At 61.1% G+C, this 24,456-nt stretch carries 16 protein-coding genes; 11 read left to right on the top strand and 5 right to left on the bottom strand.

Annotated features, from left to right (window positions below):
* Positions 1 to 169 precede the first annotated feature (169 nt).
* Entirely contained in the window at positions 170 to 1,018 is an 849-nt protein-coding gene (locus tag B0919_RS12935; RefSeq protein WP_078012678.1) for a hypothetical protein, read from the top strand.
* 122 nt (positions 1,019 to 1,140) lie between these two features.
* On the opposite strand, the gene B0919_RS12930 is transcribed toward B0919_RS12935, so the two are convergent.
* From B0919_RS12930 to B0919_RS12920, 3 genes are all read right to left on the bottom strand, one after another.
* Entirely contained in the window at positions 1,141 to 2,514 is a 1,374-nt protein-coding gene (locus B0919_RS12930) for a DUF5103 domain-containing protein (RefSeq protein ID WP_078012677.1), read from the bottom strand.
* A 90-nt stretch (positions 2,515 to 2,604) separates the two neighbouring features.
* Positions 2,605 to 4,029 (bottom strand): MBL fold metallo-hydrolase, encoded by a 1,425-nt coding sequence (locus B0919_RS12925; protein ID WP_078012676.1) that lies wholly within the window; start codon positions 4,027 to 4,029, stop codon positions 2,605 to 2,607.
* A 112-nt stretch (positions 4,030 to 4,141) separates the two neighbouring features.
* Entirely contained in the window at positions 4,142 to 6,322 is a 2,181-nt protein-coding gene (locus tag B0919_RS12920; RefSeq protein WP_078012675.1) for a hypothetical protein, read from the bottom strand.
* 799 nt (positions 6,323 to 7,121) lie between these two features.
* On the opposite strand from B0919_RS12920, the gene B0919_RS12915 reads away from it, so the two are divergent.
* Positions 7,122 to 8,213, top strand: coding sequence for a M12 family metallopeptidase (locus tag B0919_RS12915; RefSeq protein ID WP_078012674.1), 1,092 nt, complete (start codon positions 7,122 to 7,124; stop codon positions 8,211 to 8,213).
* 248 nt (positions 8,214 to 8,461) lie between these two features.
* On the opposite strand, the gene B0919_RS12910 is transcribed toward B0919_RS12915, so the two are convergent.
* The gene (locus B0919_RS12910) at positions 8,462 to 10,399 is read right to left on the bottom strand and encodes an ABC-F family ATP-binding cassette domain-containing protein (RefSeq protein ID WP_078012673.1); all 1,938 of its coding nucleotides are present in this window, start codon (positions 10,397 to 10,399) and stop codon (positions 8,462 to 8,464) included.
* 99 nt (positions 10,400 to 10,498) lie between these two features.
* On the opposite strand from B0919_RS12910, the gene B0919_RS12905 reads away from it, so the two are divergent.
* Both B0919_RS12905 and B0919_RS24760 read left to right on the top strand, forming a co-directional pair.
* Positions 10,499 to 10,765 carry a hypothetical protein gene (locus B0919_RS12905; protein ID WP_078012672.1) on the top strand — a complete coding sequence of 89 codons (267 nt, stop codon included), beginning with the start codon at positions 10,499 to 10,501 and terminating at the stop codon, positions 10,763 to 10,765.
* A 29-nt stretch (positions 10,766 to 10,794) separates the two neighbouring features.
* Positions 10,795 to 11,478 carry a hypothetical protein gene (locus tag B0919_RS24760; RefSeq protein ID WP_139362098.1) on the top strand — a complete coding sequence of 228 codons (684 nt, stop codon included), beginning with the start codon at positions 10,795 to 10,797 and terminating at the stop codon, positions 11,476 to 11,478.
* A 232-nt stretch (positions 11,479 to 11,710) separates the two neighbouring features.
* Here B0919_RS24760 and B0919_RS12895 read toward each other — a convergent pair whose 3' ends face one another.
* Complete coding sequence (locus B0919_RS12895) at positions 11,711 to 11,938, bottom strand: hypothetical protein (RefSeq protein WP_139362097.1); 228 nt, start codon at positions 11,936 to 11,938, stop codon at positions 11,711 to 11,713.
* Positions 11,939 to 12,195: 257 nt separating this feature from the next.
* Here B0919_RS12895 and B0919_RS12890 point away from each other — a divergent pair, with 257 nt between their 5' ends.
* The 7 genes from B0919_RS12890 to B0919_RS12860 all read left to right on the top strand — a co-directional run bounded on the left by B0919_RS12890 (position 12,196) and on the right by B0919_RS12860 (position 24,307).
* Entirely contained in the window at positions 12,196 to 12,774 is a 579-nt protein-coding gene (locus B0919_RS12890; protein WP_078012669.1) for an RNA polymerase sigma factor, read from the top strand.
* A 478-nt stretch (positions 12,775 to 13,252) separates the two neighbouring features.
* A complete protein-coding gene (locus tag B0919_RS12885; RefSeq protein ID WP_078012668.1) occupies positions 13,253 to 14,287 on the top strand; it encodes a FecR family protein in 1,035 nt (344 codons plus the stop codon).
* A 124-nt stretch (positions 14,288 to 14,411) separates the two neighbouring features.
* Positions 14,412 to 17,858, top strand: coding sequence for a TonB-dependent receptor (locus B0919_RS12880; protein ID WP_078012667.1), 3,447 nt, complete (start codon positions 14,412 to 14,414; stop codon positions 17,856 to 17,858).
* Positions 17,859 to 17,954: 96 nt separating this feature from the next.
* Entirely contained in the window at positions 17,955 to 19,475 is a 1,521-nt protein-coding gene (locus B0919_RS12875; RefSeq protein WP_078012666.1) for a RagB/SusD family nutrient uptake outer membrane protein, read from the top strand.
* A 179-nt stretch (positions 19,476 to 19,654) separates the two neighbouring features.
* The gene (locus tag B0919_RS12870; protein ID WP_078012665.1) at positions 19,655 to 21,523 is read left to right on the top strand and encodes a glycoside hydrolase family 2 protein; all 1,869 of its coding nucleotides are present in this window, start codon (positions 19,655 to 19,657) and stop codon (positions 21,521 to 21,523) included.
* Between the two features lie 131 nt (positions 21,524 to 21,654).
* Positions 21,655 to 23,109, top strand: a complete 1,455-nt coding sequence (locus B0919_RS12865) for an agarase (RefSeq protein ID WP_139362096.1) — start codon at positions 21,655 to 21,657, stop codon at positions 23,107 to 23,109.
* 157 nt (positions 23,110 to 23,266) lie between these two features.
* On the top strand, positions 23,267 to 24,307 hold the full coding sequence (locus tag B0919_RS12860) for an endo-1,4-beta-xylanase (protein WP_078012664.1): 1,041 nt from the start codon (positions 23,267 to 23,269) through the stop codon (positions 24,305 to 24,307).
* The last annotated feature ends 149 nt before the right edge of the window (positions 24,308 to 24,456 follow it).

The raw sequence follows: 24,456 nt of genomic DNA, 5'->3' as shown, positions 1-24,456 counted from the left end.
GCATTTGCAACGAACGTACCAACATAGGGTTGCAGGCGGCAGCTAACAGGCTACTTACGGGCGCTTATCAGCCGATGCGGACGCGAAACCAGCCTGAACAGCTACCTTGAGCGTATGGTCAGACACCTAACCAGCGCCGCGAAAAAGTAGGTACCAACTTACTCTCCGCATGAAGCGACCCAAGAAACGCTGGGCCTGGAAAGCCCGGCACAAGCGCCCTAACTTCACCAACTGGTGGCAACGGGGCGAAGACGTTGGCTGGGTGCACGGGGTGCGCGAAAACCACCACTGCACCCTCACGCGCAAAGCGCTGCACCGCATCCGGCAGAGCGAGGACGAAGGCCACGTGGCCTTTCCCTACTATCACCGCCACTCCCTTATCTGGTGGTGGATTTTCATAAAAAGCCCCGGTGCAGACCGAGGCTTTTTTGTTGCTAGCGCCGCTTTGCGGACCTTCGTACCACGCATGGACATTCAGCACCTACTCGACCACTTCAACCAGCTCAACGCCGAAGAGCAAACCAAGGAAGTGTACGCCCATTTCGGCCTGGCGGTGTACTTCGGGCAGGCCCTGGAGCAGCAGCTCAGCAACATGCTCATCTTCGACCAGCTGTTTCAGGTGAAGCCTGCTACGCCGGCCGAATACACCGCGCTGTTTGAGGAATATGCCGCGGCCGCCAAGCCCGCCGATCTGCTGGTGGTAGCCGCCCAACTAGCGTATCAGCTCAGCGACCCGGACCGCGACGAGCTGCTGCGCCTGCTCGTGTCGCGCCGCTTCCTGGCCGATACCTACTTCAAAGTACACGCCCAGCGCCTGCTGCAACCGGAAGCCAAAACCCAGCTGGTGGCCGACTTTGCCGGCTTCCAGAACCGTTGCCGCCAGCTGCATACCCGCTTGCAGCAATACCAGCAGCAGTACATCGACAAAACCGGTGTGGAGCCGGAGCTGATGCAGCAAACCTGGCTGACGGTGGTGCGCGACGCACAACGCGTCCTCGGCGGACAAGCGGCGTCATAAACTAAGCCTGCCGCTTCACAAAAACCGCTACCCCCGAAGCCCGTGGCGCTAACCACGGGCTTCGGGGGGCAAACCTATACGGTTGGGGTGGTAGCAACGCCAGTCGCCGCTGCCCAGGTGTATCAGCGAAACAGGCCGGGCTGGCTGGTACGTACCTGCGCCCCGTTGACCACGAGCGGCCGGTAGCCGATCAGCAAATCGGCCCGGGTGCCAGGCGGGCGGTAGTACACCAGGATATCATACTGGTTTTCGGTGAGTTGGTAACTGCCCTCGAAGTAGCCCGCGTCGGGCGCCGTGCCGGGCTGCCCCACCACGTAGTAATAGTTGTAGTAGCCCTGTTTCAGCAGGGCGCGGCCGGTGTAGAGCTGCTGCTCGGCGTTGTAGGTCAGCTTGAAGTCGTCCTTCAGCTTCCAGTCGCTCAGGGCACCAAACACGTACACGGGGCCCGGCGCGGGGCTTTCGGCACGCAGCTGGAAGGTCGTCCAGATGTAGTCGGCGTTGGTGGTGCCGTTGCCGTACTCGCGGTTCTCAAACACGCGCTGCCCGTCGGCGTCTTCGTACTGGGTGTAGGTGCGGCCGCCGCGCGTGGTTTCGGGCAGTAGGAGCACTTCGCGCGGCGAGGCCTGCATGTCGAGGCGGGCCACGCCTACGCCCACGGTGCGCAAGGAGCGCAGGTCGGCGTAGCGAAACTCGTTGAGGGCCGGAAAGGCGTTTTCGAAGTTGAAGTACTGGTAGTCCAACTGCTGCTCGGCGTCGCGCACGAAGGTGGGGCGCAGGCCGTACTTGGCGTTGTCCCAGCGGAAGTTCTGGCGCAGCACCACCTTGGTTTCCACCGCCGGGTTCACCAGCGGGTAGGCCCCGTAGCGGATCAGGAAGTCGATTTGCTGCATGGTGTAGCGCGCCGAGCCGCCGGGGGCCAGCCCCAGCTGCGCTTGTACCTCCACCTGATTTTCGTACACCAGCAGGCGGCGCGACAACAGCGGCGTGCGGGTATTGGCGTCCTGCACCACCAGCAGGAAATTGCCGGAGAGTTTCACGCCTGGCACCTGAAACCGGTAGTGGTAATACGGCACCTGCGTGGCCACCGAGGTGCGGTAGTCGGTGAGGTTGAATTCGTTGATGTCGTTGAGAAACTGCAGGTCGGTGAGCGTGGAGGGTGTCCAGTCAGCGTTGCAGTGCACCAAGCGGGCCGTCAGGCGCCGGCTCTGGCTGCCCAGAAAGTCAAACTCCAGGACGATGCCGCCGGCCTGCGCGAGCGACACCACCGGCGCATTGAAGATTTCGGTGGGCTGCCCGGAGCTGGCGTAGCACTGCACGCTCTGGATGTCCGGGTCGTAGGTCGCGTCCTCGAAGCGCAGCTGCGCATTGGCCCGCGGCGCCTGCACCGGGCTGCTCTGGCCGGGCTTGCCGGCGTTGGGGTCGGTGATGGGCGTGCCCAGCGGCACGCAGGCGGCAGCAGCTGCTAGCAGCGGGAATAGGTAGGCAGAACGACGCATACAAGCAAGTACGATTCTGCCAAAACTAGAGCTAAATGCCCGAAGGGGAAAAGATTTGCTACTCCTGCGCAGAAAGGGCGCGCACAGAGCTTAAAGCACTACCGAATACTGCTTGTAGAGCGTCCGCTTATCTGAATCGGTTTTTACGCAGTAGCGGTCCGGCATGCTCTGGGCCAATGCGTCGGAGGAGGGCGAGAGAAGAGCCGCATCTTCCATGACAAAGCACCGCCCTTGACTGCGGCGCATCAGCTCGGCCAACAATTCTTTGTTGGGCATGGTGCTCTTCCAGCGTTCCGCGATGCGGTTGAGGTCCAGGCTGGCCATCACGGCCAGCTCCGGACTGGTCATCATTTGTACGCCCTTGGCCAGCGGGGTGCCGTTGTAGCTCAGGTGGTGCGCGACTTTGTAGAATACGGTGCGGTTGAGCAGGTCCTCGACCAGGTGCTTGCCGCCGGCACCCAGGCCCTCCCACTGCTCTATCATGTGCCAGCTTTCCCAGCTACCGAATTCTGCGTCGCCCGGGAGCAGCAGCACGGGGCCACCCGCACCGAGCTCGACGCCCAAGGCCAAACTTGTATTGTTGATGTGGGAGTTGAGGCGAATGGCCAAGCTGCCCGCCGCGAAAAGCCACTCGTCCTCAATGGAGCGCCACGCGCAACGGGGATGGTGGTAACGGTCGACCAGGGCCTTGGCCTGACGCAGGTAACGCTGCCAGTCCGCCGGAGCGTGCCGGATGCCGGTGTCGTCCAGGTCAAACTCATTCAGGACGAACTCTGGATTAAACGGCAGGTCTGCGTCGCGCAGCTCGTGGTTGAGCTCCAGCAGGCTGTCTAAAGCCATGAGACTATCCCCGATGGAGAAGTGACGCTTGTATACATCTCGGCCTTCCTTGCCGTTTTTATAGATGTACTTTTTATCGAGGGGTGGCCCGAGCACGTGAAAATTGACGCCCGGCAGCTCGGGTAGGGCCACCGAATGCCCCGGGTGCAGGTAGCGGGTTTCAACACCACGACGGCGGAGCAAGTCTTTGATGACCTTCATGCCCATCAGCTCCTGGTCCGATTTTTTTTTGGTGCTCAGGTTGTTGCCCTCGTCAAGGTTGACGAAGCTCAATGTATCAAGGCCCGACATGAAAGCATCGAGCGGTCGGCCACGGCCGGGTGGGTTTTGCCTAATGTTCTTACGGACCTGCTTGAGCGCTTTGCGCAGGCCCACGCGCATCTTTTGCCGTTTATTCAGCAGCTCCTGCGCCTGCCCGGTAGGGTCGTTGGGATTTTCCGTCCACGCAAACCATGCCTGCTTGATAGTCAGGCCCTCAAAGACATTGTGGCACCGATCGAAGCCGTTGACGTGGTCGTTGTGCTCGTGCGTGACGATGAGCAGGTCGATTTGCCCCCCGACGTACTCACGCAGGTCGTTCAGGTACGGGCGCAGCTTCTCTCCATCACGGACGCAGCTACCGCAATCAACTAGGATGGTGAACTGCTCGGCGTCGCCGGCATAAAACTTAAGCACAAAACAGTCTCCAGTACCAAGGCAGTACATGCGCACGTCTACCCGGGTAGTAGCGGTGCGTGCAGCCAAGCTCGTGGCTGTTCCATTTACCGAATTCATGATAGCCTAATGGTTAGTGTTGGTGCAGAAAAGAAAAGGGTTCCTGCAGCTGATGACGCTGCTGCCCGAAATACTGAGCGAAAGGGTTATGGTCGTCGCCAGCACCGAACTGATACTGAAACTGCCGCTCGGCCCGCCGCTGGTCGCTACGTCTCTTGTGCCCGTCGGACTTGAGCCAAGCCCGCATGTCGAGCAGGGGCTTCGTGATGGCGTACTTGAGCACGCGTGTGTCGAGGTCGAAAATCAGGGTGCAGCCACCGCGGAATTTCAGGCAGGCTGTACCGTTGGTGGAGCCCTCGGCAGCGAGTCCAGGATTTACTGGGTCGTGAGTGCCTTTCCACTTGAATTTTTGTCCCTTTTTCTGGTGCCGTTTCAGGCTGCAGCGCTGTACCAGCGAGAAGACCACTTGGTTGATCTGGTTCCCATTGGGCCCAATGCGGTCAACCAGCCTTAGGTTCTGAATCTGAAAGGACGCCTCCTGTGACTCGCCCTGGTCCTTGGGGCGCATCTTGACGCCGAGCTTTTTCGCCTCCGGTCCGAATACCAAACCGGTGATATCCATAAACCTGCGCGGGCCCGCTTGGTGGCTGTTGATGCGCTTGTGTAACCCGCCTTCCTGCCCACCTTCAATGTACCCCTTGGTAATACGGTAGATTTCCCGGCGGTCATTGACGTACTTGATTTCGTCAGCGTAACCGCGCAGAAATTCGCTGAGGTCGGTAAACCACGAATCGGTGACGTTTATGCTTTCCGTCGCCGTGGGGCGCTCAGCTCGCGGCGACGGAGCCTGTTTGCCCCTCAAGTGCTGCGGCTGGCAGTCGTCCTTGTCTTCCTCGGCCCACAGGTCGGCAATGCTGTCGCCCCCTGGCCCAAGAGCAGGAGCTGTTTTACCGATGTTCCAGATCTTGTGCTGCAGGCTTTCCACGCTCAGGGTCTTGATGCCGGAGGGGTAGATGCCACGGCGTCGGAACGCGTCGATGAAGGCCAAACGATAATCCAAGACGTCATCGGTTACCAGGTCCATATCGGCCGTAATGATGGCGCGCAGGTACTCACCGAAGGTAATGTCGACAGGCGGACAGTAATCCAGGGCGCGAATGCACATGCTCAGCACGTGGTTGGCCGCTTTGGCCGCTTCGTGGGCCAGCCGGTCGACGAGGTCCGGATGCAGGTCGCCTTGGGGTAAGATACCGGTGCCGTTGGAGGCGATGCGCAGCAGCGAGGCAATGCGCGACTTATAAATCGACAGAAAAGCTTCGAAAACGGCTGCGACTAAGATACTGCCTCGGGGGTGCGGCTCGTACACTTCGCGGTATTCGTCACCACTGGGCTCCTTCGCCTGCCAGCGGCCGTGCTCGTCGTAGAAACCGATGGCATCGCGCAGGCTGCCGTAGCCGCCAATGGCCGAGCCAAACTGCTGTGCCAGCTCACCCAGCAAGTTCTGCGAAGCCAAATTGCCGCGGGTTTTGCCGATCTGGTGCTTGAGCACCTCCGGAAAGGTAAAATGCTGAAATAGCGCCACGATATCGGCGAAGGCCTCGTGGAAAGCCAGCACATCGGGGTTGGTAGCTTCGTTATAGTAATAGTGCATGCCATCAAGGATGGCATGCGTTACTTCGTGGGCAACGATGTCGTGACTCAGGCAGGTAAATACCAGCGAGTCGGGCATCAGCGTGGTTTCGTCCGCTGGAGCAGAGGCGAAATAACCGAAGAGCAGCGCCTTCTTCGGTGGACTGTAGTAGGCATTGGCGTCGCGCAGGGCGTGGGGGTAGATGCGCAGCCGCTGCACGAAGCTAAAGGTACCGCCGCGGGTCCCGTTGGGCTGGTAATCGGAAGCCCACAGCACTTTACGCCCGAGCGCCCGCTCAAAGTTCTTGATGGTCGTCATCACCACCGCGTACACCATCTGCTGGTGGTACTGCGGGTTGCTCTCGCTCGGGTCCAAGCCGTCTTGAGCCATGATGTAACGGCTGTCCAGGTCCACAGGCTTGTAGAAGCGCCGCACAGTCGGGTCGTAATCGATGATTTCGACGTACTCACCCACAGGGCCCGGCACCAATTCCTCCCATTCGACTTTGTAGGTGAGGTTGTTGATGTCGACCGTATCCATACGCAGCGATAAGGAGGGGTCGAAGCTGTAGGCGCGGAGCTTGCGGAAGGCCGGCCGTCGGTGCAGATTGGTAAAGGTATTCATACATACAAGCAGTTAATCGGAGCGAACAACTACTAGCAGCCAAAGCCGCTTCCATAGTAGGCAACCGGTACCGGCTCACTGTCATAGCTGGCGTGCAGCCAATAAGCCAGTGCGGCAGAGGTAGAAAGCAGGTAATGTATGTTGCAGGAACGCCGCCGAATAAGTAGTGCGACTGAACCTGTGGATGGAAGCTGGAGGCGGTGCACCTCTAGCGCCGGTTGTCGGCAGAGCGTGATACGGGTAGCAAAAGCGAAATGGCTACCAAGGACAAAATACTATTTTTTAGCAGTATTTCATAAAAAATAACCCATTCTACTCACCACTTCAGGCATCCATATATCACGCAGCAAATTCTTGCCTGATTAAGGCATCCCTAAAAGCTTTCCCTACGTCCTAACAAAATGTATAATTTTTTATTTGCATTATACAAAATATCTGTTTATCGTTGTCTTCCGGCCCGGCTACTTCTACGTCAGCCTTCCTCCTGCGGAAGGCCTTCCGATTTCCCTGCATTTATGGAACCTTGGCTGCTTTGCCGGGGATGACGCCACAGCTGTAATACCATAGCCTCTAAGCCTCTGCGGGCAGCCCGATTCATTAATCTGCCGATCCCCAGCGCCCCTTACTCCGGTTTTAGGCTGCCGAAGCTAACCCACACGGCACACCTTCCTGCTGCTCCTTTGCTTGCACGCTCCCGCGACGACCAGTTGGCCCTGGCAGTCGCGCAAATTATCTGTGCCCGACCGTGTCGGGCAGGCATAGGCTAGTCACCGAGTTTCGCCTTAATCCTCCAGCCAACATGAAAAAGAACAAAAAGCAACTTCGTGCCACGCTGAGTCACATTCGCCAATTGGTTGACGATGTACTTCACAGCTTGGAGCACGACTCCGAGAACAATGACTTTCCCAATCCGGAGCCCGCTGACGAAGACGATTCAAACCAAGATGGTCCGCAGTCCCAGTTCATTGGTTGCTCCATTCGGCAGCTGCCGCAGCGGCTACAGCAACGCGCGGCAGACACGGCCATTGAGGTCTACACCAAAAATGATCCACGGAAGCGGTTGAACATGCTGGGATTAGCCCAGTTGGGCCTAACCGACCGGCTTAGCCTGACCTTGTTGACGAGCAAGTACTGGGGCAAGAAGACCCGCCAGCTAACCGTGAGCTTTATGGCGCCTGCATCGCAGCGGCTACGCCGGATGATTCTGGAGCATATGAATGCCTGGAGCAGGACGACCTGCATCAGCTTTGCCGAAACCAAAGACGTCGGAACGGTCCGTATTGCCTTCGACAACACGGGCTACTGGTCGTACTTAGGCACAGACATTCTCCTGATTCCCAAAAATCAGCCGACCATGAACCTGCAGGGCTTCACGGAGAGTACCCCGCTATCGGAGTTTAAGCGGGTGGTATGCCACGAAACTGGTCATACCCTGGGCTTTCCACACGAACACATGCGCGAGGAACTGGTCAACCGCATCGACCCAAGAAAAGCTTACGCTTACTTCTTACGGACACAAGGCTGGAACGAGGACATGGTAAACCGCCAGGTGCTCACACCGCTGAGCCGCAACAGCATTATGGGCACGCCGCCTGATCAAACATCTATTATGTGCTATCAGCTGCCCGGTGACATTACCAAGGATGGACAGCCGATTCGGGGCGGCCTTGTGATTAACAGCACCGATTTTGCTTTTGCGGGCCAGCTATACCCTAAACGGGAACTGAGCAACCTACAGCTGCAGCGGAAGAGCAGACGATCTGTGGAATCTGACTGGGACGCGAGCGACGACCCCGACGATGAAACAATCAATACAGCTGTCCAAAACTCTATGCTCGCCGAGGACAGCACAGGGTTCAGTCCCGATTCCAACGGCAAGCCGTCCCGTTAATAAATCAGGGGGGTCTGGAATGGATGCCGGCTCTACACCCAAGCCTTTATGCGCTCCGCTCAAAGAATGCTACGCGCTGCAAGTCCAATACGGGTGGCCATTCAACACCGGCCCCATTAGTTTACTGCCGCCCTCTCCTGCTCCACTGGATCTTGCTGCGGCAGGCACGTAAGCCCTGAACAATCCTAAAGCATGTATAAGCACAAAGCAGCGCGAATTCGCTATTCGCACTGCTTTGTGCTTAGATCTTACAACTTCCCCTCCAGCGCTTCCACCTTTTCGGCCAGCTCGCTCCACTGGTCGTTGGCCTTGCTCAGCTCCTTCTTCACCTGCTCAAACTTCACCGTGGCGTCCTTCAGCTGGGCGGCGTTGTTGTAGATATTCGGGTCGCCGAGCTGCTTTTCGTAGCCGGCCAGCTCCTGCTCCAGCTTAGCCACGCGGGCTTCCACTTCCTGCAGCTGCTTGCTGGTCTGCTTCAGCTCGCGCTGGGTGGTTTCGCGCTCCTGCTGGCTCAGCTCCTTTTTCACCTCCACCGGCTTGGGCTTCGGGGCGGCCGGGGCCGCGAGGCCGAGCTTCTTAGCTTCCTTGGCGCGCTCGTCCTGCCACTGCTCGTACTCGTGGTAGGTGCCGGGGTACTCCTTCAGCTGGAAGTTCTCGATGTACCAGATCTTGGTGGCCACGTTTTCCACGAAGTAACGGTCGTGGCTGATGACCAGGAACGTGCCCTCGAACTGCTCCAGCGCCTGAATCAGGATGTTCACCGACTGCATGTCCAAGTGGTTGGTCGGTTCGTCGAGCAGCAGGAAGTTGGCCTCCGAAATCAGCGTTTTGGCCAGGGCCACGCGGCTTTTCTCGCCCCCGCTGAGCACCTTGATTTTCTTGAACACCGAGTCGCCGGTGAAGAGGAAGGAGCCGAGTACCGTGCGCAATTCCATTTCGGTGCGCTTCGAGCCGGCCTGTACCATCTCCTGCAGCACCTCGTTGTCCACGTTCAGCGACTCCAACTGGTGCTGGGCGTAGAAGGCCATAATCACGTTGTGGCCCAGCTGGTGGGTGCCCGAAGTCGGCCCTTCCGAGCCCGACACCATGCGCATCAGCGTGGATTTACCCTTGCCGTTGGCCCCAATCAGGGCAATCTTGTCGCCGCGCTCGATGTGCACGTTGGTGTCGCGGAAAATGAGCTTTTCGCCGTACTTCTTGGTCACGTGCTCCATGCGCAGGATGTGGCGGCCGGGCTGCACCGAGAAGCGGAAGGAGAAGTTCACCTTGGCCGCCTCGGGGGCTACCGAGTCGATGCGGTCCATTTTGTCGAGCATCTTCTGGCGGCTCTGGGCCTGCTTGGCCTTCGAGGCCTTGGCCTTAAACCGCTCGATAAACCGCTCGGCCTGCCGGATGGCGGCCTGCTGGTTGTCGAAGGCGCCCTGCTGAATTTCGTCGCGCAGGGCCTTTTCCTCCATGTAGAAGGAGTAGTTGCCGGCGTAGGGCACCAGCTTGCCGCCGGTTACCTCCACCGTCATGTTGGTGGTGTTGTCGAGGAATTCCCGGTCGTGCGACACGATAATCACGGCGCCTTCGTAGCCGGCCAGGTAGTTTTCAATCCACTTAATCGACGGTAGGTCCAAGTGGTTGGTCGGTTCGTCGAGCAGCAGCAAGGAGGGTTCCTGCAGGAGGATTTTGGCCAGCATCACGCGCATGCGCCAGCCGCCCGAAAACAGCTTCAGCGGGCGCTGCAGCTCCTCGGTGGTAAAGCCCAGGCCTTCGAGAATTTCCTCGGTGCGGGCCTGCATGGTGTAGCCGCCCAGGGCCTCGAAGCGCTCCTGCAGCCCGGCCAGCTTGTCGACGAGGTCGTCGGTGTAGTTGTTCTCAAACTCCAGCAGCACCTCGTCAATCTTCTTTTGCAGGTCCAGCGCTTCGGCGAAGGCCTGCATGGCCACCACCAGGATGGGCTCGTGCGAGTCGTAGCTAAGCAAATCCTGGTTCAGGAAGCCCAGCGACACGTCCTTGCTCATGCTGATGGAGCCGCCGTCGGGGCGGTACTCGCCTACCAGCAGGCGCAGCAGCGTGGATTTGCCCTGGCCGTTCAGCCCGATGAGGCCAATCTTGTCTTTGGGCTTGATGTGCAGGTTGGCCCCGTCGTAAAGCGTACGGGCACCGAAGTGAAAGTCGAGGTCGGAGATGGAAATCATGTAGATACCTTGCAGCGCAGGAACTGCAAAGGTACGGCGTTGATTCCGCTTGGCCTTTCACAATTGCTACTGCCGGCTGCGTAACATAATTCTTCAGATATGCTTCATGCTTTTGACGCGCACGGCGCGGTGCTGACTGAGCTACGGGTGAACTGGGCCGCCGGCACCCGTCAGGTATCCCTGCGGCACCATACTGGCCTCAAAGTGCTGACGATACACAAGCTGCGGGCCCTCACGTTGAGCAGGGCTTTTCCCTGGGGTTTCAGCGAATCCATCCATGCGTTGAGCACCGGGGAAGATGCGCTAACTATTGAGATGCAAAGCGGAGACACCATTCGTATTGATGGCCAGTATCTGCCTACCTAATTTGAGTGGGTAGATTATCAGACCTTATCATGATCGAAATCCGCGGCTGGCTAACCCTGCGCTACAGCGACTATGATTCGGAAGACCGCCGCAGCGCGACTTTATTGCCCGCTTCCGCCGCTACCGGCAGCCGCATTGCCGTTGGGTGCAGGTCTAAATGCTGCAGCGCGGGTAGTTACTCAAAGCTCAAGACCCGTTCCTGCGCCCTACGAGCGGGCATACGACGAAAACGACCCGCCAAAGGATTAACTACCTGCTTTTTTACAGCAACCCTACCAATGAATGGACTGGAAAATCTACTGGAAGGCATCAGCTTGCTGCTGGAAACCAGCGAAACCGTCGGCCGCCGGTCCAGCGTACTGGGGCTGCTCAGTTTTCTTTCGCTACCGGGCACTGTGCCTTGGTGCATTATTGAGCTGGTTCGTTTATCGGATGCCGGTTACTCAGGCAGCTTTATGGCCCTGCTTGGCCTGGGGGCGCTGGTCGTAGGCATCGGCATTGCACTTCTGCTGTTCTGGCTGCGCTTAGTTCATTCGTACCGGCCCACAGGCTTCTTTATGGTTGTTGCGGCCTTGGCGGTGCTGCTCACGGCCAGCACCAGCTACGCGTTGAACCGCCGAGCCGTTGAACCTCATGCCTCGGCCGGTGAAGTTCATGTCACGGCCGCTAGGTGCCACGTCACCGCTGCTAAACCCCTACTGGCGCGAGTTTAGCGCAGCGTAACTCGTGCCCAGATTTGCCGGGAGGCTGCGCCTCCCCGTTAGAGCAATTAAGCCGCGCGGCGTACGCAATTAGCCCGTTACCACCTTGCCGCCGGGGCAGCGGTGGAGGTACAACCTCCACTTTATGTCTGACACGAGTTACGCTGCGCTAAACTCGCGCCAGATGAGAGGTGCAGCAGATGAAACCGGCGCGACGGTTGAAAGTACCGTGCAGTAGCCCCCGCTATTGCGCCCGGCTGATGCCGCCGCTTTCAAGCGCCATGACACCTCTACTCAATGGCATGTCGCCCGCATTGAACCTCATGTCAGCTTCGCCAAGGTTCATGTCACCTCCGTTGAAGTCCATGCCACGGCTTTCAAGGTCCATGTCACCTGCGTTGAACCTCATGTCAGGCTCGTTGAAGTCCATGTCACCACTGCCGAACCTCATGTCAGCTTCGCCGAAGCTCATGTCAAGCCCGCCAGATGCCATGTCAGCGCTGCCAAACGCGTTGCCAGCCCGCACAACCCTCATTTAGCGTGCGTTAGGCGCAACACAACATAGCCAGCCTGGCAGATGGCGCGCCCTGCCAGCAGCACAAACGCGGTTCCGAGTTCCCAGACGCTTTATTCCTGGATGGCTGCCTGACTTGCGGTTGCCAGCAATTTGCCGGCCCCGTACTTGACTACCCCAACAATCCCTTTAAATTTGGTAGCTTCTGCCTACCCATGCCGCTTCCCCTTACGCTGTATTCTGCCTGGACCGACGACGCGCTGGCGCAAGCGCTTGCGCAGGGGGATGAGCGCGCGTTTGCCGAGATTTACGAGCGGTACTGGTACCCGCTCTTCGAAGCGGCCCACCGCAAAACCCGCTCCCGCGAAGACGCCGAGGAAATCGTGCAGGAGCTGTTTACGGCCCTGTGGCTGAAGCGCGCCGACAGCCCCATCCAGTCGCTCAAAGCCTACCTGTATTCCGCCGTCAAGCACCGGGTCATCGATTTGATCCGCTCCCAGATGATGCACGCCGGGTACGTCGACTATACCCAGGTGCACGTATCAGCCCTCGATTTCAGCACCGAAAAAACCGTAGCGGCCGACGACCTGTCCCTGGCCCTGCTGACCAGCCTAAACACGCTGCCCGAGCACACGCGGGAAGTATTTCGCCTGAGCCGCTTCGAGAACCGCTCGGTACCGGAAATTGCCGAGCAGCTCAACATCTCCCCCAAAACGGTGGAGTATCACCTGACGCGGGCACTGAAGCAGTTGCGCCTCCGGCTGAAGGATTTCCTGGTGATGTGGCTGCTGTAGTCCAGCCGCGTCGCTGCCGGCCGCAAGCACAGGGCCACACCTTTACCGCTATAAGCCCGGCACACGTTCGGGCAATTGTCCCCTTTATAAGCCTGCTGCTTACTAGGGTGATTCAGGCCGATCCGAAAACCTTGAAACGTCATGCTCATCTGGCGTCCGCGAAGCCGAAGCATCTTTACCGCTTCGTTGAGTTGTTCGGTATAAGTGCTTGGGCTTCGCTCCGCATGGTGCTATGGAAGCTGGCGTCCGCTTTTCGGACATTGCTGAATTCACGTCGGCAAAAAAATATTTATCTGTTACGTAACCAAATATCAACCACCCATTCAGCTATACATCAATGCCATACATCCGACAACTAGACTAAAGCGTGCTCTATTTTACCTCGGGTGATTAGCCACTCACTCATTTTTTTCATTTGCGCACTAGGGTTACCAAGGAGTTGCTCGTCTTAGGAGAAGAAGCCTGCTGACGAGCCTACATGAAACAACCTTACTTACAGGATTTGCTACGGCGCTACCAGACCGGGGAGTGCACGCCCGCGGAAGAACAGGTCGTAGAGCAGTGGTACGAAAGCCTGGGCCAGCACCGCGAGGTGCAACAGCTTACCCCGGCCGAGCGACAGGAACTGGGCACGGCCCTGTGGCAGCGCATTATGCTGCAAACCGGTCTGTCGACGGCCGAAGAAGCGCCCGCGCCGCCCACGCGCTGGCAGATCTGGCGTGCGCAGCCCCTGCGCTGGGCCGCCGCGGCGGCCGTGCTGGTGGGCGTCGGGTTGGGAGCCGCACGACTGGCCTCGGGCCCGGCCACCGTGACCGACACCGCCGCCACGGCCACCTCCGACTGGACGGAATACACCAACCAAACCCCGCACGCCGTCACGCTCACGCTGCAGGACCAGAGCCGCGTGACGCTGGCGCCGGCCAGCAGCCTGAAGTATCCGCAGCACTTCACCGGCCCCGGCCGCGACGTGTATCTGGTCGGCAAGGGTTTCTTTAAGGTGTCGCACAACCCGGCGCGGCCCTTTCAGGTGCACACCCAGCAACTCGTGACCACGGTGCTGGGCACCACGTTTACCGTGGATGCTTTTGCCGGGCAAAAAGCCTCGGTGCAGGTGCGCACGGGCAAGGTGCGCGTGACGCCGCTGGCCACGGCGGCCGAAATCACGGCGGCCGCGCCGGCCAGCGTGGTGCTGCGCCCCAATCAGCAGGCCGTGTACACGCCCGACAAAGCCCAGCTAACCAAAGAGCTGGTAACTCAGCCGGCGGTGCTGGTGGAGCAGAACTTCGCCTTCGAAGACCGGCCGGTGGCGGACGTGCTGACGGCCCTGGAAACGGCCTACGGCGTGGACATCGTGTACGACAAAGACGCCTTCGCGCACTGCACCGTGACGCTCAAGCTCAGCAGCGAATCGTTGTACGAAAAGCTGGACGTGCTCTGCAAAACCCTAGGCGCTTCTTACCAGAAAGACGGCACCCGCATTCACATGCTCGGCCGCCCCTGCAAGCCCGAATAATCCCTAGTAACCAGCAGTTTACTACCCATAACAGCCAACCCGAGCTTCACAGCAATCTGTGAATGCCGGCCCGGCTCATGCCCTGCCAACCGCCTTCCCGCGACATCTCAACACACCCGCCCTTATGAGTCGTTTTTTACCTCTTCCCTCCCTTCCCTGGCACGTGAAGCGGCTGGCGCTGCTTCCGGCGCTGAGCGTGTCGTTGTGCACCAGCCTGGCGGCGCACCCGTCGGCCTTTTCCCAGAACCTGGCGCAGCCCGTCACGGTGCAGGCCCAGGAAATTACCATCAAGGCCCTGCTCGACCAGATCGAAGCGCAGACCAGCGTGCGGTTTCAGTACAGCGGCCAGCTGATTCGGGCGCAGCGCCGCGTGTCGGTCAACGCCGTCAACCAGCCGCTGGACTCGGTGCTGCACGACGTGCTGCGGCCCATGCAGATTGACTACGAAGTCAGCCAGGACCGCGTGATTCTCAAGCCCGTGGGCGCCGACATCACCATCAGCGGGCGGGTGCTCGACGAGAAGGGCCAGGGTATTCCGGGGGTGAACGTGGTGGTGAAGGGTGGCACCAACGGCACCACCACCGACCCCGACGGCCGCTACAAAATCACGGCGGCCTCGGAGGCCACGCTGGTGTTCAGCTTCATCGGCTACCTGGCGCAGGAAGTGCCCGTGCAGGGCCGCGACGCGGTGAGCATCACCCTGCAGCCCGACAACAAGACGCTGAGCGAAGTAGTGGTGGTGGGCTACGGCGTGCAGGAGAAAAAGCTGCTGGCCACGTCCATTGCCTCGATTCAGGCCAAGGACGTGGAGCTGCTGCCGGTGGCCTCGCCCTCCGAGGCGCTGGTGGGCCTGGTGGCCGGCGCCCAGATTACGGAGCCGTCCGGCGAGCCGGGCCAGGGCGCGGTGATTCGCATCCGCGGGCTGGGCTCGATTACGGCCGGCAACAACCCGCTGTACGTGGTGGACGGCTACCCGCTCAACAACCCCGACAGCTACTACCAGATTCCGCCCGGCGATATTCAGTCGGTGCAGATCCTGAAGGACGCGGCGGCGGCGGCCATCTACGGCTCGCGCGGCGGCAACGGCATCGTCATCGTGACGACCAAGCACGGGCGCACCGACGGCAAGACGCGCTTCAACTTCTCGGCCAACACCGGCATCGTGCAGGTGGCCAAGAAGGTGGACCTGCTGAACCGCGACGAGTTTGTGGAGTACCTGCGCGACTCGTACACCAACGGCGCCCGCACCTACCCCGTCGAGCTGACGAACTACCTGAACTCGCCCAACGGCCTGCCCGATACCGATTGGCAGAACGAGATTTTCCGCACCGGCACCCAGCAGCAGTACCAGCTGTCGGCCTCGGGCGGCACGGAAAAAGGCCGTTTCTACATTTCGGGCGGCTACTTCAAGCAAACGGGCACGCTGAAGGGCTCGGCCTTTGAGCGCTTCTCCCTACGCGCCAACTACGACGCGCAACTGAGCAAGAAGCTGAAGCTGGGCCTGAGCCTGGCCCCCAACTTCACCCGCACCGACGTGGTGCCCACCTCGGGCAGCTACAACGGCGGCAACATCTCGGGCGGCGGCCCGAGCGGCGAAACCGGCGCCATCACGGCCGCCCTGATCATGCCGCCCATCGTGCCCACGCGCCTGGCCAATGGTGACTACGCCGGCCTGCGCAACGGCACCAACAACGGCATCACCAACCCCGGCGACCTACTGAGCCCCCTGGCCGCGCTGGACCTGTACCAGGACCGCAACAACGTGGTGCGCGGCCTGGGTACTTCGTTCCTGGATTTCGAGGTCATCAAGGGCCTGAACCTGCGCACCACCTTCGGGGCGGAGCTGATCAACTCGCGCCGGGGCATTTACGTGCCGGCCACGCTGGGCACGGCCGGCAACCAGGCCGCCAACCTCTCCAACCCCATCCTGAACAACATCGACGCGCGCCGCATCAACGGCACGAACCTGAACTGGGTGTGGGAAAACACGGCCACCTACAACCGCACCTTCGGCACCGACCACAACCTGACGCTGCTGGCCGGCTACGCCTCGCAGTACAACAGCTTCGAGGGCAACACGGTGCTGGGCCAGACGGGCACCTTCACCAACACCAACATCGACTACCCGACGGCCGCCGGGCAGGTGTTCGGCCAGGGCCTGAGCAAAAACGAAAACGCGCTGACCTCGGTATTCGGCCGCCTCGACTACTCCTTCAAGGAGCGCTACATCCTGACGGCCGCCCTGCGCCGCGACGGTTCGTCGCGCTTCGGGCCTGATAACCGCTACGCCACCTTCCCCTCGCTGGCTTTGGCCTGGCGCGTGGCCGAGGAAGGCTTCATCAAGCAGTTCCCGACCATCTCGGAGCTGAAGCTGCGTGCCTCCTACGGCGTGACCGGCAACAACAACATCGGCGACTACAACTACCAGAGCTACCAGGACGCGGCCAACTACGTGCTGGGCACCGGCAACGGCACCCGCGTGTACGGCTTCTCGCCCAACGGCGTGGCCCTGCGCAACCTGGGCTGGGAAACCAACACGCAGTTCGACGCGGGCTTCGACCTGGGCTTGTGGCGCGACCGGGTGTACCTGACGGTGGCCGGCTACCAGCGCAACACCACTGACCTGCTGCTGAACCGCAACATCCCGGCCATCCTGGGCTTCGCGTCGCGGGCCCTGGCCAACGTGGGCGAGGTGCGCAACCGCGGCTTGGAGTTCCAGCTGAACACGGCCAACATCGTGGACGGCGACTTTACCTGGAGCTCTTCGGCCAACCTGACGCTGAACCGCAACGAGGTCATTTCGCTGGCCGGCGCCAACGAGCAAATTACCTTCGACGCGGTGTTTGGCTACACCAGCTCCATCCGGGTGGTGCCGGGCCAGCCGCTGGGCGTGTTCTACGGCTACCAGCAGGAGGGCATCTACCGCGACCAGGCCGACATCGACCGCAGCCCGAAGTGGACGGCCAGCAACACGGTCATCAAGCCCGGCGACTTCAAGTTCAAGGACGTGAACGGCGACGGGGTGATTAACACCCAGGACATTACCGTCATCGGCAACCCGTTCCCGAAGTTCACCTACGGCCTGCAGAACACCTTCGGCTACAAGGCCTTCTCGCTGGCCGTGACGCTGCAAGGCTCGCAGGGCAACGACGTGCTCTACGGCGGCGACCGGTACACCTTCAACGCGCCCGGCGGCACCAACGCCCGCGCCGAAATGACCAACCGCTGGCGCAGCCCCGACAACCCCGGCGACGGCAAAACCCCGCTGGCTACCACCGCCGCCTCGCTGCGCACGCAGTTCAACTCCTACTTCGTGCACGACGCCTCTTTCCTGCGGGTGCGCAACGTGACCCTGCGCTACAACGTGCCGGCCGACTGGGCCCGGAAGGTGAAGCTGGAAAGCGCCAGCATCTACACCAGCATCCAGAACCTGTACACCTTCACCAAGTACATCGGCTACAACCCGGAAGCCAACAACTACGGCAACACCACCAACCCCACCTACGGCGTCGATCAGGGCTCTTACCCCATGAACCGGACCCTTACGCTGGGCGTGCAGCTGGGCTTCTAAAATCAGTTGACGGTCATGCAGTTGCCAGTCCGTTCCGCTACGTCTGCCGGAACTCCGCTGACAACCAACCACTGACAGCTCCCTTCCCTTCCCATCATGACTTTCGACTACAAAAACATATTTGCCGGGGCCAGCGTGGCGGCGCTGCTGGGCCTGGCCACCTTGGGCACCACCTCGTGCAGCAAGGACTTTATCGACCTGAACGACCCCACGCGCCTGCCCACCACGGAGGGCTACACCGACTCGCTGAGCATCCTGAACGGGGTGACGGCGGCGTACTCCTCCTTGCAGGATTTGTACGGCAAGTCGTCCTCGAACAACCGCGGCATCTTCGTCTTCGGCGAAATCCCGTCGGACAACAGCTTCACGGTGGTATCGGGTGAGCGGCTCAACGAGTTCAACGACTTTACGGTGGTCAGCGACAACCCGCGCATCCAGAGCCAGTGGCTGATGACCTACCGCACCATTGCCCGCTGCAACATCGTGCTGGGCCGGGCCGCGGCCGTGAAGCTCACCGACGCCACGCGCAACCGCTACTACGCCGAGGTGCGCTTCATCCGGGCCCTGGCCTATTTCAACGCCGTGCGCATCTGGGGCGACGTGCCGCTGGTGACCCGCGAAATCGAGAGCATCCCCGAAGCCTACGAGTTTGGCCGCACGCCAGCCGCGCAGGTGTACGCCCTGATCGAGCAGGACCTGGCCTTCGCCGAAACCAACCTGCCCGCCACGCAAACCGGCGTGAACCTGGGCCGCGCCACCAAGGGCGCCGCCCAGGGCCTGCTGGGCAAGGTGCTGCTGACCCAGCGCAAGTACACCGACGCGGCCGCCAAGCTCAAGCAGGTTATCGACGCGAACAACTACTCGCTGCAGCCCACCTACGCCAACATCTTCGCCACCAACAACGAGATGAACAGCGAAATCCTGTTTGCGGTGCGCTACACCAAAGGCGCCCTGAACCTGGGCAGCGCGTTTACCACTTGGTTTATGCCCGCCTACACCACGGCCCAGACCACGGCCCTGATCGGCGCTTCGTTTACCGGTCAGCAGTTCAATACGGTGGATACGGACTTGGTCAACGCCTTCACGGCCAGCGGCACCACCGACGTGCGCGCCGCCACGTCCTACACGCTGCCTATCAATCCTTCGTCGACCACCACGTACTACACCAAGAAGTACATCGACACGCCCACCAGCTCGACGGACGCGGAAAATGACTGGATTGTGCTGCGCTACGCCGACGTGCTGCTGATGTACGCCGAAGCCGTGAACGAGGCCACCGGCCCGAACGCGCAGGCCCTGGACGCGGTGAACCGCGTTATCCGCCGCTCGCGCAACCTGCCCGTGGCCACGCCCAACGCCACCGTGGACCTGCCCGCCGGCACCGGCGCCCAGACCCTGCGCGACCGAATTGAGCTGGAGCGCCGCCTGGAGCTGAGCTTCGAGGGCCACCGCTGGTTCGACCTAGTGCGCACCGGCCGCGCCATCCCGGTGATGAACGCCTTCTTCACCCGCACGGGCGCCTCCACCCGCATCAACCAAGACGATTTGCTGTTCCCCATCCCGCTGCAGGAAATCCAGACGAACCCGATTCTGAACCAGAACCCGGGTTACAATTAAAGGCTACTAGCTAGCCCTCCTCCTCAGCTGAGGAGGGGCTGGGGGTGGTTGACCTTAACGTTTGGGCGTCATCTAGAACTAGCCTTTAGCTCTAGTCTTTCAACCACCCCTAGCCCCTCCTCAGCTGAGGAGGGGGGCTAGCACTAGGCCCTACTTTTCCCCTCACTACCACCCGCTTAATGACTTTCTGCACCTCGCTGAAGACGCTGGCCGTGGCGGCCCTGCTGCTGGCCGGCGCTTTCACCTCTTCGCCGCTGTTGGCTCAGTCGAGCCTGATTCAGAACGCGCCCGGCCGCCGGGTGCTGAGCCTGAATGGCCGCTGGAACTACATCATCGACCCGTACGAAAACGGCTTCTACGACTACCGCCGCGAGGCTTTCGATCAGTCGAAGAGCGGCAAGGGCGGCTACTACGACAACCAGAAACCCAGCTCTAAGCAAGAGACGGAGCTGATCGAGTACGACTTCGACCACGCCGACGCCCTGCAGGTGCCCGGCGACTGGAACTCGCAGCGGCCGGAGCTGCTCTACTACGAGGGCACCATCTGGTACAAGAAAAGCTTCGCGCTCCAGCCCCAGGCCGGCAAGCGGTATCACCTGTACTTCGGGGCCATCAACTACGAGGCGCACATCTACCTGAATGGCAAGAAGCTGGGCACCCACAAGGGCGGCTTCACCCCAATTCAATACGACATCACGGACCGGCTCGACCCCAGCGGGGACAACTTCGTGGTGGTGAAGGCCGATAATACCCGCCGCCCGGAGGAAGTGCCGACCATTAACACCGACTGGTGGAACTACGGCGGCATCACGCGCGACGTGTTCGTGGCCGAAACGCCGCAGACCTTCATCAGCGACTACAAGGTGCAGCTGGCCAAGGGCGACATGGGCAAGCTGGCCGGCTACGTGCAGCTGACGGGCGAGGCGCGGGCCAATCAAACGGTGACTTTGAGCATTCCGGAGGCCAAGCTCACGCAGCAGGTGAAAACCGACGCGGAGGGCCGCGCCAGCTTTTCGGTGCCCGCGAAGAAGCTCACGCTCTGGTCACCGCAGCAGCCCAAGCTGTACGCGGTGACCCTGAGCACCGGCGCCGATCAGGTGCAGGACCGCATCGGCTTCCGCACCATCGAAACCAGGGGCGCGGATATTCTGCTGAACGGCAAGTCGATTTTCATGCGCGGCATCAGCATGCACGACGAGAACCCGCTGATTCCGGGCCGGGCCCGGGGTGAGGGTGACCTGCGAATGCTGCTGACCTGGGCCAAGGAACTGGGCTGCAACTATGTGCGCCTGGCCCACTACCCGCACAACGAAACCATGCTCAAGCTGGCCGATGAAATGGGCCTGCTGGTGTGGGGTGAGGTGCCGGTGTACTGGACCATCGCGTGGCAGAACCCTGCTACTTACCAGAACGCCGAGCAGCAGCTCACCGACCTGATTTCGCTCGGGAAAAACCGCGCCAGCGTGGTAGTGTGGAGCATCGGCAACGAAACGCCGCTGAGCGAGCCGCGCCTGAAGTTCATGAGCAGCCTGGCCCTGAAAGCCCGCTCGCTGGACGACACGCGCCTGATTTCGGCCGCGCTGGAACTGCACCGCACTCCCGACAACGTCATCCACGTGGACGACCCGCTGGGCGAGTATCTCGACCTGACGAGCATCAACGAGTACGCCGGCTGGTACTGGGGCGGCAAGCCCGGCGAAATCACCAAGTACACCTTCGATATCAAGTACAACAAGCCGGTGACCATCAGCGAATTCGGGGGCGACGCGCTGGCCGGCTACCACGCCGACGCCGACACGCGCTGGAGCGAGGAATACCAGGAGGCGCTGTACGTGAACCAGCTCAAGATGCTGAGCACCATCAAGAACCTGCGCGGCATGACGCCCTGGATTCTGGCCGACTTCCGCGCCACCCGCCGCCAGCACCCGGTATACCAGCAGGGCTTCAACCGCAAGGGCTTGATTTCGAGCACCGGCACGAAGAAAAGGGCCTTCTACGTGCTGCAGGAGTACTACCGCCAGATGGCGCAGAAATACGACGGCAAATGAGCACTGCGCTGAGGTCCAATCAGAACGTCATGTCGAGCGAAGCCGAGACATCTCGCGTGCTGACGCCGGATAGTAAAATCATGTGCAACGAGAGGAATACTATCCGGCGAGATGTCTCGACTTCGCTCGACATGACGGCCTTTTTGGCCGGGCGACGAATCAGCCGTTACCTACTACTTGGTGGCCTGCTCCTGCTAGGCTTGCCCGCCGCCCAGGCCCAGCAACTCGACACCACCGAGTACACCCTGCGCGTCGACGCGAAGAAGACGCTCAACAACTCCAAAACCGACGGCACGGCCTCGTTTTCGCCCTACAAGAGCTACGCCACGCGCACCATGGCTCAGCTTAAAGGCTTCAAGCCCGGCAAAACCAAGCTGAGCAAGTACGGCGGGCGCCTCGACAAGCGCACCACGGCCACCGGCTTCTACTACGTGAAGAAGGTGGACGGGCGCTGGTGGGCCGTGGACCCGGAGGGCTACTATTTTCTGCACAACGCGCCCAACAACGTGCAGGCCGTGGGCTCGGAGCGGGCGCAGCAGGCGCTGAAGGAGCAGTTTGGCGACCGGGCCGGCTGGATGCGCAAGACGCGGCAGCTGCTGGTGGACAATGGCTTCAACGGCGCGGGCGCGTGGTCGGCCAACGAGGAAATACGGGCGGAAAACGCCAAGGCAGACCGGCCGCTGGCCTACACCGTGAACCTGGATTTCATGGCTAAGTACGGCGACAAGCGCGGCGGCACCTACGTGCAGCCCGGCCACAAAGGCTACCCCAACGACGTCATTTTCGCCTTCGACCCGGGCTTCGCGGAGTTCTGCGAGCAGTACGCCCAGCAGCTCACGAAGTACAAGGACGACCCGAACCTGTTCGGCTACTTCTCCGACAACGAGATGCCGCTGCTGCGCAAAAACCTCGACGGCTACCTCAAGCTGCCGCAGACCGAGCCGGGCTACCAGGCCGCCAGGCAGTGGGCCGATCAGCGCGGCATCACGCTACAAACCATCACCGACCAGCACCGCCAGGAGTTCCTGGCCTTCGTGGCCGACAAGTACTTCGGCACGGTGGCCCGGGCGCTGAAAAAGGTCGACCCCAACCACCTGTACCTGGGCTGCCGCTTCCACGGTGCCCAGCGCTACTACCCCGAGCTGATGCAGGTGACGGGCAAGTACGTGGACGTGGTCAGCATCAACTACTACAACCACTGGACGCCCGAGCCGAAGTGGGTAAGCGAGTGGGAAAAGCTGTCGGGCAAGCCTTTTATGGTGACCGAGTGGTACGTGAAGGGCGAAGACGCGCCGGGCCTGGCCAACACGGCCGGCGCCGGCTGGGTGGTGCGCACCCAGGCCGACCGCGGCAAGTTCTACCAGAACTTCACGCTGGGCCTGTTGGAATCGAAGAATTGCGTGGGCTGGCACTGGTTTAAGTACCAGGACAACGACCCCACCCTGAAAGGCGCCGAGCCCTCCAACACCGACGCCAACAAGGGCATCGTCAACTGGAGCTTCCAGCCCTACCAGCCGCTGCTGCTGCCCATGCGCGAGCTGAACCAGCAGATGTACCGCCTGGCCGACTACTTCGACAAACGATAGAGCTGGCAGGAGCGGGTTGTCACCTGACAGTTCGCGCTGCTAGCTGCCCTGATAACTGACCACCCCACATCCGCCCGCGTCAGGCTCCCCTCTCCTCGTTCAGCTCGCGCATCAAGCGAGGCAGGGAGCCGGGGTGAAGCGCCAACCAGAACCGCCTATGCCGCTCCGCTCCATTCTGCTTGCGACGCTGCTGCTCACCAGCTGCGGCAGCAAAGGTCCTCAGCCAGGGCCATCCGCCCCGGGCAGCCTGCGCGAGGCCGCGTTTCCCATCGGTGCCGCCGTGAACGTGAATCTGCTGCGCAGCAACGCCGCTTACCGCGAAGTAGTGACGCGGGAGTACCGCAGCGTGACGGCCGAAAACGCCATGAAGTTTCGCAGCCTGCACCCGGACGCGGCCACCTACACCTGGACCGACGCAGATTACCTGGTGCAGTTTGCCCGGCAGAACAACGCCCGCGTGCACGGCCACACGCTCGTCTGGCACAACTCGCTGCCGGCCTGGGTGACCAACTTTCAGGGTGACTCCGCCGCCTGGGAAAACCTGCTGAAAACGCACATCCAGACGGTGGTGGGGCACTTCCGCGGCCAGGTCTCTTCGTGGGATGTCGTCAACGAAGCCATTGCCGAGGACGGCACCCTGCGCCCCAGCGTGTGGCGCCAGCACCTCGGGCCCGACTACGTGGCCCGCGCCTTTCAGTACGCCCATCAGGCCGACCCCGACGCCAAGCTGTTCTACAACGACTACGGCCACGAGTTCGGGCCCACCAAGCGCACGGCCATTCTGAACCTGGTGGGCAGCCTCAAAAGCCGCGGCATCCCCATCCACGGCATCGGGCTGCAGCTGCACACCAACAGCAACCGCGCCGACGCGAACCTGGCGGCGGCCATTACCACGGCCGCCCAGAGCGGGCTGCTGGTGCACATTTCGGAGCTGGACGTGGCCATGAACCCCGGCAAAACGGCCGGGCTCACCTGGAGCAGCGCCCTGGCCGAGGCCCAGAAAGCCAAGTACCAGTTCATCGTGCAGACCTACAACGCCCTGCCGGCGGCCCAACGCTTCGGCCTGACCACCTGGAACGTAACCGATGCCGACACCTGGGTGCGCGGCGACTGCAGCTGCCCCGACTGGCCCCTGCCCTTCGACGACCACTACCAACGCAAGCCCGCCTACGACGGCATCGTGGCGGGCCTGAAATAAAAAGCAGGACGCAGAATGCCGCTGGGCTCCCGGCTGGTGCCTTGCTCCGTCCTCCTCGCTTTCAACCAGCTATTGTACTCACCTGGCGGCTGCCATCCGCATCGGGAACAAGGGAATACCGCTTTCCGGGCCCGCAGGGCACCAGCATT

Origin of the sequence: Hymenobacter sp. CRA2, assembly GCF_002007105.1 — a bacterium.
Lineage (GTDB): Bacteria > Bacteroidota > Bacteroidia > Cytophagales > Hymenobacteraceae > Solirubrum.
This window is presented reverse-complemented; position numbering and strand designations above follow the sequence as displayed.

Excerpts from the sequence above, each read along its gene's own strand:
- B0919_RS12935 (WP_078012678.1), top strand. The coding sequence starts at position 170 with ATGAAGCGACCCAAGAAACGCTGGGCCTGGAAAGCCCGGCACAAGCGC.
- B0919_RS12930 (WP_078012677.1), bottom strand. The coding sequence starts at position 2,514 with ATGCGTCGTTCTGCCTACCTATTCCCGCTGCTAGCAGCTGCTGCCGCC.
- B0919_RS12920 (WP_078012675.1), bottom strand. The coding sequence starts at position 6,322 with ATGAATACCTTTACCAATCTGCACCGACGGCCGGCCTTCCGCAAGCTC.
- B0919_RS12915 (WP_078012674.1), top strand. The coding sequence starts at position 7,122 with ATGAAAAAGAACAAAAAGCAACTTCGTGCCACGCTGAGTCACATTCGC.
- B0919_RS12910 (WP_078012673.1), bottom strand. The coding sequence starts at position 10,399 with ATGATTTCCATCTCCGACCTCGACTTTCACTTCGGTGCCCGTACGCTT.
- B0919_RS12905 (WP_078012672.1), top strand. The coding sequence starts at position 10,499 with ATGCTTCATGCTTTTGACGCGCACGGCGCGGTGCTGACTGAGCTACGG.
- B0919_RS24760 (WP_139362098.1), top strand. The coding sequence starts at position 10,795 with ATGATCGAAATCCGCGGCTGGCTAACCCTGCGCTACAGCGACTATGAT.
- B0919_RS12895 (WP_139362097.1), bottom strand. The coding sequence starts at position 11,938 with ATGAGCTTCGGCGAAGCTGACATGAGGTTCGGCAGTGGTGACATGGAC.
- B0919_RS12890 (WP_078012669.1), top strand. The coding sequence starts at position 12,196 with ATGCCGCTTCCCCTTACGCTGTATTCTGCCTGGACCGACGACGCGCTG.
- B0919_RS12885 (WP_078012668.1), top strand. The coding sequence starts at position 13,253 with ATGAAACAACCTTACTTACAGGATTTGCTACGGCGCTACCAGACCGGG.
- B0919_RS12880 (WP_078012667.1), top strand. The coding sequence starts at position 14,412 with ATGAGTCGTTTTTTACCTCTTCCCTCCCTTCCCTGGCACGTGAAGCGG.
- B0919_RS12875 (WP_078012666.1), top strand. The coding sequence starts at position 17,955 with ATGACTTTCGACTACAAAAACATATTTGCCGGGGCCAGCGTGGCGGCG.
- B0919_RS12870 (WP_078012665.1), top strand. The coding sequence starts at position 19,655 with ATGACTTTCTGCACCTCGCTGAAGACGCTGGCCGTGGCGGCCCTGCTG.
- B0919_RS12865 (WP_139362096.1), top strand. The coding sequence starts at position 21,655 with ATGACGGCCTTTTTGGCCGGGCGACGAATCAGCCGTTACCTACTACTT.
- B0919_RS12860 (WP_078012664.1), top strand. The coding sequence starts at position 23,267 with ATGCCGCTCCGCTCCATTCTGCTTGCGACGCTGCTGCTCACCAGCTGC.